The following is a 13,237-nucleotide window of genomic DNA, read 5'->3' on the forward strand; positions in this document are numbered from 1 at the left end:
TATAACTTAATTGCTGCACTTCTTGATCTAAATGGTTGGATCAGTCAGCAAGTTTCCGTGCACCTTCCGCAACGCGTTCCATCGATTGATTCGATTCTTCCGTTGTATCTGAAATTTCTTCAATACCAGCAGCGAACTCTTCGGAGATACTTGCTGGGCCAGGCTTCCTACTTCATTCGTAACTACGGTGAATCCTTTTCTATTCTCTCCAGCTTGTGCTGCTTCGAATTTCTTTTCCTTCCTTATTCGCGCCCTCCACATGCTCAACAAATTCCGTCATCATTACAGCTAATTCACTCGCCCCATCTCCGGTTACTCGCCTGAACAGGTTCTGCTAGATTTCCAATTGATAACCGCTCCATACTTTGCGTAATATATTTTATTGGACGGGAAATGCTTCCGCTGAAACGAATCGCTACAAATAGAACAATAAGCAGTGTGACAACTGTAATCGCCCAAACAATCCAAGCTATTTGTGCATTTATATCATGAATGATGGACATATCCTGATCAATGCCAATCATCCCGATCACTTCCTGTTGGATGGGATCGTACATTGGAAGATAAGATGTTAAAAAATCACCAGACTCCTCTGATATCGAATCCCCATTTCTTACAGAGGTTAAAATTACTTCATCCTCTATGGAAGTCCCTACATTTTCCACATTTGAAGAAATAGTAATCATTCCATCACCATTGTATAAATCAATCGTTGAGTAATTAAGAATGTGAGGGATGCTTCGTGTTATATGATAATCTTCCAGAAAAGCGTGATATGATTTTGAAAGTAGCAGATGAACACGGTATTCAAAATGTACGGGTTTTTGGTTCTGTTGCAAGACTTGAAGATGGACCTGAAAGCGATTTTGACTTACTTGTAGAATTTGAAAAAGGAAGAAGTTTATTTGATATGATTCGCTTTAAAGAAGAAGTTGAAGATTTGCTTGATGTTAACGTTGATATCGTAACAGAAAACTCGATTCATTGGAGTATGAAAGAAGATGTGTTAAACGGAGCTGTTCGACTATGAAGAACGACAAAGTCTATTTACGTCATATTTTAGAGTGTATAAATAATATTGAATCATATACCCCAATGGAGAAAGTGGTATTTTAAGTAAACTTATAATTATCTACTTAAAACAAAAACCTCTATACTAAACAGTTTAAATACAATTAACCATTTAGTATAGAGGCATATTAAATTCAAATGTATATGAATATTATTTAGAGCTTTTTAAAAAATCACAACTTAAACTCATTCACCAACCCATTCAATTCCTCCGCCAACTTCGCCAGTTCATCGGAGCTTGCGGCAACTTCAACCATTGCAGAACTTGTCTGTTCAATCGATGCAGAGGTTTCCTCCACCCCTGCAGCAGATTCTTCCGAGATGGCTGCAATTTCCTGAATCGCCCGGTTCATCTGTTCATTATTTTCTGTTACTTCCTGCAGATTTCGAGATACTTCGGTAATATTATTAACAACATTCGTCACAGATGCTGTAATTCTTCCAAACGTTTCACCTGTCGTCGTAATCTGCTCCGTACCTTGGGTGACATCTGCGTACCCTGCTTTGAGCGACTCAACGACTATGCTGGATTCACTTTGGATACGATCGACAATAGCTGTGATACTCGTTACAGATTGGGAGGATTGTTCAGCAAGCTTTCGTACCTCATCAGCAACAACCGCAAATCCTTGACCATGCTCTCCTGCTCTCGCTGCTTCAATTGCCGCGTTTAAAGCGAGCAAATTCGTCTGCTCCGCGATATTATGAATCACTACAACTAGTTCAGAAATTTCCTGAGCATGGGTATCCAGCCCTTCTACTTTCAATACAGCTTCCTGGACGACCTGGTCAATTTTGGACATTTGTTGCATGGAGGATTCCATTAACCCGGAACCTTCATTTGTCATATTTAATACTTCAGATGCTGTCTGTTGAATCGCTTCACCATCTTGACTTGTCTCTTGCAATTTCGATGTAAATACTGCCATATTACCGGATAAATCTGATGCATTATTCGCTTGGGATTCGGAACCCGCAGCAATCTCTTCCATTGTTGCAGCCACCTGCTCCGAGCTCTCCGTTACTTCATTGGACGATTGGGTGAGCTCTTCACTTTGACTCGTGACTGTTTCAGATACAGTATTGATCCGTTGCAATAAATCACGCATATTTTTATTCATCAAATTCGTCGCTTCCGTTAATTGTCCTGTTTCATCTTCCGCCTTCACTTCTAGCGGTTCCTGACTTAAATCGCCAGACGCAATTTGATTCATCCGTTCCATTACTGTTTTAATCGGATTTGCAATCATGCGGGCAAACAAGATGGCAATGCCTATACTAAGGATTATTGCTACGACCGAAATTACCAGTGTAACGACTAATGTTCGTTCACCTTCTGCAATTGTATCCTCTGCACCACTTAGAATCGTTTCCTCCCTATTGTCTGCCATTTCCTGATAACCTTCCATCAGGCCTTCCCCCATCGGGACAGCATTCTCTCTAAATATTTGCAGGGCATCTTCTTCATTCCCTTGGTCATATTGAGGAAATACATCATTGATGATAATTTCACGCCATTCAATAGCTCCATTAACGAGCTGCTGCATTTCTTCAGAATTATTTCTTTCCAAAATGAAATCCTGATAACCAACCGCTTCTTCCGTAAGATGATCAAAAGTTTCCTTAAATTCATTATCTCCGGTCAACAAATAACCGCGAACACTAGCCACACGATTGATGAAATTCGTCGTCAAGCTTTCATCCGCTATGAGCATAGGCAAGTGTTCATTTGCAACGTTCCTTAACGTATTATTATTTTGCGTTATAGAGGTGAACCCCATTATTGCAAGTCCAATAACAAAAGCAATAACAATGAAAAACCCTACTAATGTTCTAGCGCGTATACTTTTAAATTTCAATTTAAAGATTCGCTTCCCTTCTATTTTAAATATTTGTGCTGGATATATTTTCTAAAAATAATCTGTAATGTAAGCTACTCTACTTATATCGGATGGAGTTGAATCTTTTGAAGGGTACTTTTTGTGAGATAGTGAACTTTCGGTGAATGATTACAACTTAATCATCTCATCGTACGTACTCTGCCTTGTTCCATTACTTAAAATCGAAAAATCTACTTCCTGCAAAAGAGCTAGGGACATATTATAGAAAGTTATCTTTTTCGTGGTCTTACTATCCATTTATATTAGATTATTTATTTACTTGGCAGGGTATATAGCCTAAGAATAAGAAAACTAACTTTCTAAGTGAATGGATTTCATAATTACCAGAATCGGCTTTTCCATCACCGTATGTAGTTGGGAACGAATCAACTCAACTACATATGGTGATGGTGAAGCATTAAATACGTATTTTAAATATGAATAAACATTACAAGAAGGAGCACAGGTACCATGCAAAAGGTTTTATTGATTTTATCTTTATTGACTTTATGGATAATCCTCCCCACCCAAGCAGTCGAAACGAAAGCAGAGACTTATACGATTAGTCCGAGCAGCGATCCATTTAATGAAAACTTTATGAACGACTCCACATACAACAAGAAAACAAAACATTATTATTTACTTCGTTCCTACCTTGAACAGCTGGAAGAAACAGATGGTGGCGCACTTATATTGGAGAAAGGGACTTATCTCATATCAAATGTATTATTCGTTCCTTCAAATGTAACGATTAAGCTAGAAAACGGTGTGAAGATTGTAAACGGGAATGATACGGGTATAGCCAATGTCGAGGCAGATCAATCCATTTTTCAACTTATCCGTCCTTCTCGTGGTAAGAAAGAAGGTGTCTACGGCGAATACGGTGGTGAAAAAAATATTTCCATCATTGGTTATGGGTCAGCTACGATCGATTTAAACTTTGAAAAGGATGCAATTGCTATTATCGCCGGTCATAACCAGAATATCCGAATCGAAAATATTCATTTTCAAAACATGTATTCCGGCCATTTCATTGAGATTGATGCGACAAAGAATGCTGTTATAACCAACAATAAATTCATAAATTCAAAACAATCACCAACTGAAATCAAAGAAGCGATTAATATTGATACCCCTGACAAGCTGACACAAGGATGGAGTTCGAAGTGGAGTACGTTCGATAAAACACCTAACTCCAATCTAACAATAGAAGATAATCTATTCTATAATCTCGACCGGGCAATCGGTACACATAAATATTCCGGCGGGAAATATCATGAGCAAATTATAATCAGGGATAATAAAATAGAGAAAATGCGCCAAGATGCCATTCGCGTGTTAAATTGGCGTAATTCAACAATAGAAAACAATCTAGTTAAAAACGTTGAACCCGGTGAAAATAATGCGAATAGAGGGATTATGGCAAGTGGCGCCATCAATCCTACTTTCCAACATAATGTGTTTGAAAACATACCTCGCCCGATGCAATTTATAGCCTGGAAAAACAGTGATCCAGGTTCTGAGTATGCTATAACCTATAATGAATTAAGTGAGGAAAATAAATTTGCATTAGCTACGAACACCATTGTTAATGATGAGGAGGATTTCATCCGGATTAATCCTAAATATAAAAAATACGATAAAGAACATACGGAATTTATCCCAATCAAAACGGCAAAGGAGACAGGACAAATGGATTTATTAAATCACCGTACAAATAAAACATGCGCTGGACAATCATCTAATTCCTATAACTATTATTCTAAAATCGTACGGTTACACGTCCCGATGGCCTGGAAGGTGCCCTGCCTTTAATTGGAAGTAATATGGAAAAAACACCTGTAGTCAGCGACTCCCCCTAAAAAATATCTAGTTTTCTTAACCGAAAAATGTTATACTTACGTAGCGATGAGCTGATTCGTATAAGTCGAGGAACAGGTTAAACATGTGATGTGAACACATAGTTCTCTCGCCACGAATAATCGTTAGCGTCTATATAAATATAGGCGCTTTTTTGTTTTACTTCGATAAGGTAAACTCACCTATCATAATGATAAAGTGAAACTTCATTCAATGGGGATTTCCTTAACTTCCCAACCTTCACATGTTGGGTTTCCTTCATCTATAGAGGCGGGGGTAGCACAGATCGTTAATGCGAGATAAATTTGATAAAATAAGGCATCTCAAGGGCTTGATAAACCTTTGAGATGCCTCTGTTAATTTGATAACTTCTTTTCTTCTAAAGCTGCATCGTTTGGTTGTTCTTCAACGCTCGTGTCTCGTTCATTCGGAACTCCGCTTTTCCCCCCACTTGGAAGCAAGTATCGTACCGGTAATCAACTGCCAAGCTGAGGCAAATGCACTTGGCAACGCTGCTAATGGCGTGAAATAGACGGAAGCTAAAGCAACACCAAGACCTGAGTTCTGCATTCCGACTTCAATCGAAATCGCACGTTGATCTTGCACAGGTAATCTACATAACTTTCCTGCATAGAATCCTAATAATAGTCCAAATCCATTATGGAGCAACACGGAGACGAATACTAGAATTCCTGCACTCGCAATGTTTTCTTTATTATTTGCAACGATAGATGAAACAATAATTGTAATTGCAACAATCGATATTAAAGGCAGAATGGATGCCCCTTTTTCCGTTGTTTTCGGGAAGTATTTATTAACCAATAATCCTAAGATGATTGGAATAACGATTACTTGTACAATCGACATAAACATCGACATTGGATTAACCGGTAACCATTGCCCCGCGAATATTAATAATAAAAGCGGTGTCATGATTGGAGCGAGCAATGTAGAAACACTCGTCATGATAATGGAGAGCGGCAGATTTCCTTTCGCCAAAAACACCATTACATTGGATGCCGTCCCGCCCGGAACACTTCCTAATAATACAAGACCGGCTGCAATTTCTGCCGGCAATTGTAATAAATAAGCGATGACAAATGCCACCGTGGGCATGATTGAAAATTGTGCAACGACCCCAATTAAAACAGGTATCGGTTTCGTAAAAACCAATTTAAAATCAGAAGCTTTTAATGTCAGCCCCATCCCGAACATGACGACCCCAAGCAGAATTGGGATATACGCGCCAAATGAAGAAAACCACTCCGGAACCATGAATGCAATGACTGAAAAAATGATGATGATAAGCGCAAAATATTTACCGGCTATGTTGCTTATCCTGTTGATTACTTCCATGAAAGACTCCCCTTTTGTGTATTCTATGTTGTTAGATCCCCTTTGTATAATTGAAATTGATAGTATCACTTTATTTAATTGTTGTAAAGTGAATGTTTAGATAAATTGAATACTTACGGTACTAGAAAAATACCTGATATGGGTAGCAGGAGTGGAATGGGCGGTATGATGTAACAGTCCACGAGATGAATCAATAGAGATTTTATATTCTTAGCAATACTTTTCATCTATAGGTCTTAATCTCAATACCCACATAACGAAAATAATGAAATTTAAGGTAGCCATTCTAAACCGTAATAAGCCCACCAAACAAAAAGATTAACACAAAACTTACAGCTCCCACTGCAATTGCTGCAGCAAATCCAATATAAAAAGGTTTAATCCCTATCCCTTTAAACATTTTAAAGTTCGTGGACAATCCAACCCCAGCCATCGCCATACCAAGCAGGTATGTAGTACCAAATGAACTAAGATTTGTATAAAGTCCCTCCCAAGTATTTGAAGAAATTAAACCAAAAGCAGCCCCATTATTCTCCATTGTTAGATCCCCAATTGTTCGGACAAAAGAAAGGATTAAGAAGCCGATAACAAACAAAGGAATGAAAGTATACCATTTCGGCAGCGCCTTCTCCATATTGCCGTTCTCATGGCCTCTCCTATCCGAACTTTTGAAAAATAAATAAGAAACAAAAGGAGTGATTGCGATAATAAATAGATTTCTTGTTAATTTAGTTACAGTTGCAATTTCAACAACTTCCTGTGTTTGAAAAAATTGATCATATATTAAAGCCGCTCCCGTAACTTGAGCAGTATCATGAATTGCTGTTCCCAGAAATAACCCCGCTTTAATAGGGTCCGCTGCAAACATAAAATTAGCTAAAAAGGGATAAAGGACCATTCCGGTTAAACCAAAGATGGTAATATTAGCTACCGCATAAGAGATTTCGTCCTCTTTCGCTTTAATGACAGGAGAAGTTGCCATAATCGCTGTCACACCACAGATTCCTGTTCCAGTTGCGATTAATGTTCCAAGGCGCATTGATTGTTTCATTTTATTCGTTAAATATAATGTAATAAATAACCCAGCCGAAATACATGCGACAATCAAAGGAATACCAATCGCACCAAGCTTTAATGCTTCTAGCAGGCTAAGTCTTAGACCAAGCAAAATAATTCCGGCACGGAGCACATATTTCATGGAAAATGAAATACCATAGAAAAAACTGTTCGATAACCGGAATGTATTTCGCAAAACTCTAAGTATACATACCTTTGAACGCACTAGACAGAAAATGGCCAAAGAAACAGTGAGCCTGCCCCTTTGGCCTATATACTTCAAGAGATGGCGGAACAAATCTTTTCCAGTATCTCTTAAATATTAACTTCTAACTTGCCCGTCCCCTGTAATTTGTACTTTACTCGACGTCAATGCTTTCAGTCCCATTGGCCCTCTTGCATGTAACTTCTGCGTACTTATCCCGATTTCAGCTCCATATCCAAACTCGAATCCATCCGTAAAACGAGTCGATACATTATGATAAACGGCAGCAGCATCGACATGCTGTAAGAACATATCTGCATGCTGACTGTCCTCCGTAATAATCGCTTCAGAATGCTTTGTTCCATATTGATTAATATGTTCGATTGCTTCCTCCGTTGAATCTACTACTTTAACACTCATGGCATGTCCAAGGTATTCATTCGCCCAGTCTTCTTCCGTTGCTTCTTGTGCCGCGGGGAAGCTTTCGCGAACGCGCTCATCAGCATAAATCTGGACATCGTTCGCTTTCAACTTCTCTAAAAGCTCCTCGCCATGGTTCTCGAACCAGGTAGCATCGATTAAAAGCGACTCGATCGCATTACAAACGGATGGGCGTTGCAGTTTTGCATTCAGAACAATCTCTTCTGCCATCGGTTGCGTTGCTGTTTGATCGATAAATACGTGACAATTTCCGGCACCCGTTTCAATTACCGGTACGGTAGCTTCTCGAACGACTGTATCAATCAGATTTTTACCGCCGCGAGGTATCAATACGTCTAAATAATCATTTAGCCGAAATAATTCGCTGGCTGTCTCTCTGCTTGTATCCTCAATTAACTGCACAGCATCAACTGGTAGCGTACTTTTTTCTAATGCACGGTGAATCGAGTTGACGAGTGCCAGATTGGAATTTTTAGCAGAAGAGCTTCCTCTTAAAATGACTGCATTTCCGGTTTTCAGTGTCAATGTTGCCGCATCGACCGTAACATTCGGTCTAGCCTCATAAATCATCGCCACAACCCCAAGAGGAACACGTCTTTCCTCGATTTTCATCCCATTGTCTTTACGGATCGTTTCAAGGACCTCGCCGATTGGATCGTTCAGCTCGATAATTTGCTCAATGGCAGCAGCAATCCCTTCCAGTCTTTCCTGATTCAACATGATTCGGTCCAACACTGACGAAATGAGACCATTTTCTTTTCCAGCAGTAAGGTCCTTTTCATTTTCTCTAAGAATCATCTTTTGGTCTTTACGTAACTGTTCCGCAATCAAGGCTAATGCTTCGTTTTTCTCCTCTGTTGTTGCACTTGACATGGCATAACTTGCTTTCTTGGCTGCTTTTCCTTTTTGAATCACTTCACTCATGGTAATGCCTCCCCTATTTTTTCTACACTAACCCAACCGTCACGATGGATTACTTCGATAGATGGTGTGACTTTTTCTCTATCGCTATGGTTTTTGATCGTCTGCTCGAGTTCATCAGATGAACAGCTTATTTCTCCTTTTCCAAGTAAATCATGCATTCCATACACATGGACAACATCACCCTTTTCAAAGGTCCCGCTTATTTTTAATATTCCTGCTGAAAGTAAACTGCTTCCTTGATTGGATATTGCTTCTTCTGCTCCTTTATCCACATAAATTCTCCCCATTGCTTCAGAATGGAGCGCAATCCATTGTTTTCTCGTATTGATTGGAGCTTTGGAATGGCTCGCAATATACGTGCCATCGCCATTTCCTTGTAAAACTTGGATGAGTTTATCATGGCCTTTCCCGTGCCCGATAAAGACAGGAACGCCGAGCATCGTTGCGGTTTTGGCTGCGATTAGCTTTGATTTCATTCCTCCAGTGCCTACCTTCGATCCAGTCGAATCTGTATCTTGAATCATCTCTTCTGTTATTCCATCTAAGTAGTCATATTTTACTGCGGCGGGGTTCGTTCGCGGATTTCCATTATAAATTCCATTAATATCTGTTAATATAATGAGCTGATCGGCATGGATAAAGCCACTGACCAAAGCGGATAGCATATCATTATCACCAAATGTCAATTCTTCAACTGATACAGTGTCATTTTCATTGATGATTGGTATTGCGCCTCTTTCCAACAGTTCTGTCATCGTTGCATAAACATTTCGGTAGCGCTCCCGGTCTGAAAAGTCATCCCTAGTTAACAATAATAAGGCTACCGTTATATCGAAGGAACTAAATTTCTCAATATATGTCTGAATCAGCATGCTTTGTCCGATTGCCGCGGCTGCTTGTTTACCTTTTAGGGTTACCGGTCTTGAAGAATAACCAAGTCCGCGGAAACCTGCCGCAACTGCACCTGAAGATACCAGGATTACTTCATGGTTAGCTTCCTTTAGCGCAACAAGTGCACGAACATGTTCATCCAGTTTTTGCTGATCTATTTCACCCTTTTCGTTCGTAAGTGAACTACTGCCGATTTTGACTACAATTCGCTGTCTACGCATTTGCTGTTTCCTCCGTTTACTCGATTAACTCATTACTTTGCAGAATAAAGTGATAAAGTGAAACTTCATTCAGTGGGGATTCCTTTCCTTCCCCACTGCGTGTTAGTTGAACAGAATCAGGGATTTACGGACTGTTTATCCCCCACCTTCACATTTTGGGTTTCCCTCATGGTTAGAGGTGCGGGTATTACAGACCGTTAATCCGTAATAATCTCGTTATAATCTATCAAAAAAAGCTCCCTCATCCTATATTATAAGGACGAAAGAGCTTGCTTCCGCGGTACCACCATTACTTGAATGTATTCACATTCCACTTATCAATAACGCTTGATCTCGCGCCCATGTGTGTGCATGGGACTCAAAAGGCAGGTTCTGCAGGTTGTCTACGGCGGAATCTTTCAGCTTATAAATTCCGTTCTCTTTCATAGCAAGTACTACATACTAATCCTTTGTCACCGTTCGAATATATGGATATTATTATGACTTGGAAAGGTTAAAATGTCAATAGGTAAAGTGATTTATTTACTGGACCTTCATCTATATAAGTCGAAAAATGTAATTACCAAAGGTTGTCCTGGCAATCATAATTTGATTGAAAGCACCCTATGGGACATAAATCGGCTCGGGACATGTGAAGCTGTCTTATAGAAGCGTTCTACTAGACAGAATCTGCTTTAAGTTACTGAAATTGTCTCATAGAAAGAGGCTATAAGACAAAAATAGATGGAAATCTAATAGAATGTCTCATAGACGAGCTCTATCGGACACAATCGGATGGAAATCCCATAAAATTGTCTCATACAAGTGTTCTATCAGACAAAAACAGCTATAAAGTCGTGAATATGTCTTACAAAGGAGTACTGTCGGACAAAAACGAATCTAAATATATTTTTTTGTTCCATAAGCTTCGACAAAATCGTAAGTAGGAATCGGATAGAATGAAAAGTTACTCATTTATTCAAAATACTTCCTCCTCATCATTGTGCACATTTTAACATTCTAACACACTTAAAATGTATTAAATTCACCCTATAAATAAACTAATTCCTTGTTAATGTTGACAATTACATGATATATATTATAATTAGTATGTGAATATATTCACTATGTATATATTTTAAAGGAGGAATATATATGTCATTAGTAGGAAAAGAAATATTACCATTTAAAGCCCAAGCTTATAAAGCTGGAGAAGATTTCTTTGAAGTAACGGAAGAGAAGTTGAAAGGTCATTGGAGTATCGTTGTGTTTTATCCTGCAGACTTTTCTTTCGTTTGTCCAACTGAACTGGAAGATGTTCAAGATCAACTACCTGAATTACAGAAACTTGGTGTAGAAGTATTTTCCGTTTCCACGGATACTCACTTTGTTCATAAAGCGTGGCATGACCATTCCGATGCAATTAGTAAAATCACTTATACGATGATTGGCGACCCATCACAGCAAATCTCCCGCAACTTTAATGTTCTGGATGAAGAAGCTGGATTGGCCCAACGCGGAACATTCATTATCGACCCCGATGGAGTTATTCAAGCAGTTGAAATTAATGCAGACGGAATTGGCCGTGATGCAAGTACGCTGATTGATAAAATCAAGGCTGCACAATACGTGCGTAAAAATCCAGGCGAAGTTTGTCCGGCAAATTGGAAGGAAGATGAGGAAACATTGAAGCCTAGCCTTGACTTAGTAGGTAAGATTTAAATCTTTCTACACTTGAGCTTATATAAGGAGGGTTTTTATTGTTAGATGCAGATATTAAGCAACAATTGAAACAATATATGGGGCTTATGGAAAATGATGTCGTTCTTAAATTGAGCGCAGGTTCGGATGATTTGTCCACTCAAATGACAGAATTGGTTCATGAGCTGGAAGCACTATCTTCAAAAATTAAAGTGGAAAAAACGAAGCTTGAACGAACACCTAGTTTCAGCATTAACCGTCCAGACGAAAATACCGGCATTGCATTTGCCGGTATTCCGCTTGGCGAAGAATTCACTTCCCTCGTCCTTGCTCTTCTTCAAGTTAGTGGACGGGCTCCAAAAGTGGATGAGAAACTAATTGATCGTATTAAAAAGCTCGATGGAGATTACCACTTTGAAACATATGTTAGCCTTAGCTGCCATAACTGCCCAGTTGTAGTACAGGCATTAAACGTAATGGCAGTCTTAAACCCTGGCATTACTCACACGATGATTGAAGGCGGCGCTTTTAAAGAAGAAGTCGAAAGCAAAAATATCATGGCTGTTCCTACCGTCCACCTCAATGGCGAAGAATGGGGCGGCGGACGTATGGAGCTTGAGGAAATCCTAAATCAATTAGGAAGCACAGCCGACCAATCCGAGTTCGAGGATAAGGAACCTTATGATGTGCTCGTTGTCGGGGGAGGACCAGCAGGCGGCAGTGCTGCCATCTATGCTGCAAGAAAAGGCATCCGCACTGGGATGGTTACAGACCGGTTCGGCGGACAAATTCTCGATACAAGCTCGATTGAAAACTTTATCAGTGTAAAAGAAACGACTGGTGACTCGCTCGCTGCCAGCATTAGACAGCATGTCGATGAATACAATATCGATATCATGAATACACAACGCGTGAAAGATATTGAGAAAAAAGATGACTTCATTGAAGTGGAACTGGAAAATGGTGCAGTTTTACAAAGTAAGACAGCTATTATTACTACCGGTGCCCGTTGGCGAAACGTCAATGTACCTGGTGAAGAAGAATACAAAACAAAAGGTGTAGCATATTGCCCACACTGTGACGCTCCTTTATTTGAAGGTAAAGATGTTGCCGTAATTGGTGGCGGAAACTCCGGTATTGAAGCAGCAATCGATCTGGCCGGAGTCGTGAAACATGTTACAGTGCTTGAATTTATGGACGAACTGAAAGCCGACTCCGTATTGCAGGAGCGCTTGCACAGCCTGCCCAACGTAACAGTAATTACCAGTGCTGCGACAAAAGAAATTCATGGCGATGGCTCGAAAGTTACCGGTCTTACCTACACAGACCGCGCGGCAAATGAGGACAAACATATTGAATTAGATGGTGTCTTTGTTCAAATCGGTCTTGTGCCGAATACAGAATGGATGAATGATTCCATCGAGAAAACGGGAATAGGCGAAATTATCGTGGATAAACAAGGTGCAACAAACATTCCAGGAATTTTCGCTGCCGGTGACTGTACAGACAGCGCCTATAAACAAATCATCATTTCTATGGGAGCTGGCGCAACAGCTGCGTTAGGTGCCTTTGATTATTTGATCAGAAATTAAAAAATTGGAGTCGAGAGGTTGCCTTTCGACTCCAGTTTTTTATCATTCACCCCATTGATG

General features: G+C 39.7%; 11 protein-coding genes. 4 read left to right on the plus strand and 7 right to left on the minus strand.

Features of this window, described 5'->3' with window-relative positions:
* Nucleotides 1-27: 27 nt before the first annotated feature.
* On the minus strand, nucleotides 28-261 hold the full coding sequence (locus L3V42_RS14115; RefSeq protein ID WP_238472259.1) for a hypothetical protein: 234 nt from the start codon (nucleotides 259-261) through the stop codon (nucleotides 28-30).
* Between the two features lie 32 nt (nucleotides 262-293).
* Nucleotides 294-686: a sensor histidine kinase gene (locus tag L3V42_RS14120; protein WP_235762241.1), complete on the minus strand. Its 393-nt coding sequence runs from the start codon at nucleotides 684-686 to the stop codon at nucleotides 294-296.
* A gap of 56 nt (nucleotides 687-742) precedes the next feature.
* Here L3V42_RS14120 and L3V42_RS14125 point away from each other — a divergent pair, with 56 nt between their 5' ends.
* Nucleotides 743-1,030 (plus strand): nucleotidyltransferase family protein, encoded by a 288-nt coding sequence (locus tag L3V42_RS14125; protein ID WP_238472260.1) that lies wholly within the window; start codon nucleotides 743-745, stop codon nucleotides 1,028-1,030.
* 214 nt (nucleotides 1,031-1,244) lie between these two features.
* On the opposite strand, the gene L3V42_RS14130 is transcribed toward L3V42_RS14125, so the two are convergent.
* Nucleotides 1,245-2,930 carry a methyl-accepting chemotaxis protein gene (locus L3V42_RS14130; RefSeq protein ID WP_235762243.1) on the minus strand — a complete coding sequence of 562 codons (1,686 nt, stop codon included), beginning with the start codon at nucleotides 2,928-2,930 and terminating at the stop codon, nucleotides 1,245-1,247.
* A 492-nt stretch (nucleotides 2,931-3,422) separates the two neighbouring features.
* Between L3V42_RS14130 and L3V42_RS14135 the strand changes: the two genes are divergently transcribed.
* A complete protein-coding gene (locus L3V42_RS14135; protein WP_238472261.1) occupies nucleotides 3,423-4,766 on the plus strand; it encodes a right-handed parallel beta-helix repeat-containing protein in 1,344 nt (447 codons plus the stop codon).
* Nucleotides 4,767-5,234: 468 nt separating this feature from the next.
* Here the strand turns inward: L3V42_RS14135 and L3V42_RS14140 are convergent, their stop codons facing one another.
* From L3V42_RS14140 to proB, 4 genes are all read right to left on the minus strand, one after another.
* Nucleotides 5,235-6,167, minus strand: coding sequence for a bile acid:sodium symporter family protein (locus L3V42_RS14140; RefSeq protein WP_238472262.1), 933 nt, complete (start codon nucleotides 6,165-6,167; stop codon nucleotides 5,235-5,237).
* A 286-nt stretch (nucleotides 6,168-6,453) separates the two neighbouring features.
* Nucleotides 6,454-7,449: a YeiH family protein gene (locus L3V42_RS14145; RefSeq protein ID WP_369412907.1), complete on the minus strand. Its 996-nt coding sequence runs from the start codon at nucleotides 7,447-7,449 to the stop codon at nucleotides 6,454-6,456.
* A gap of 96 nt (nucleotides 7,450-7,545) precedes the next feature.
* Entirely contained in the window at nucleotides 7,546-8,793 is a 1,248-nt protein-coding gene (locus tag L3V42_RS14150) for a glutamate-5-semialdehyde dehydrogenase (RefSeq protein ID WP_235762252.1), read from the minus strand.
* Nucleotides 8,790-9,905, minus strand: a complete 1,116-nt coding sequence (gene proB / locus L3V42_RS14155; protein ID WP_238472264.1) for a glutamate 5-kinase — start codon at nucleotides 9,903-9,905, stop codon at nucleotides 8,790-8,792. Before proB ends, L3V42_RS14150 begins: the two co-directional genes overlap by 4 nt.
* Nucleotides 9,906-11,039: 1,134 nt before the next feature.
* On the opposite strand from proB, the gene ahpC reads away from it, so the two are divergent.
* A complete protein-coding gene (ahpC, locus tag L3V42_RS14160) occupies nucleotides 11,040-11,606 on the plus strand; it encodes an alkyl hydroperoxide reductase subunit C (RefSeq protein ID WP_235762254.1) in 567 nt (188 codons plus the stop codon).
* Nucleotides 11,607-11,644: 38 nt separating this feature from the next.
* Entirely contained in the window at nucleotides 11,645-13,177 is a 1,533-nt protein-coding gene (gene ahpF, locus L3V42_RS14165) for an alkyl hydroperoxide reductase subunit F (protein WP_255783476.1), read from the plus strand.
* Nucleotides 13,178-13,237: the final 60 nt, after the last annotated feature.

The sequence above is a fragment of the Oceanobacillus alkalisoli genome (assembly GCF_022213125.1).
Taxonomy (GTDB): Bacteria; Bacillota; Bacilli; order Bacillales; family Amphibacillaceae; genus Oceanobacillus; species Oceanobacillus alkalisoli.

Excerpts from the sequence above, each read along its gene's own strand:
- L3V42_RS14115 (WP_238472259.1), bottom strand. The coding sequence starts at position 261 with ATGTGGAGGGCGCGAATAAGGAAGGAAAAGAAATTCGAAGCAGCACAA.
- L3V42_RS14120 (WP_235762241.1), bottom strand. The coding sequence starts at position 686 with ATGATTACTATTTCTTCAAATGTGGAAAATGTAGGGACTTCCATAGAG.
- L3V42_RS14135 (WP_238472261.1), top strand. The coding sequence starts at position 3,423 with ATGCAAAAGGTTTTATTGATTTTATCTTTATTGACTTTATGGATAATC.
- L3V42_RS14140 (WP_238472262.1), bottom strand. The coding sequence starts at position 6,167 with ATGGAAGTAATCAACAGGATAAGCAACATAGCCGGTAAATATTTTGCG.
- L3V42_RS14150 (WP_235762252.1), bottom strand. The coding sequence starts at position 8,793 with ATGAGTGAAGTGATTCAAAAAGGAAAAGCAGCCAAGAAAGCAAGTTAT.
- proB (WP_238472264.1), bottom strand. The coding sequence starts at position 9,905 with ATGCGTAGACAGCGAATTGTAGTCAAAATCGGCAGTAGTTCACTTACG.
- ahpC (WP_235762254.1), top strand. The coding sequence starts at position 11,040 with ATGTCATTAGTAGGAAAAGAAATATTACCATTTAAAGCCCAAGCTTAT.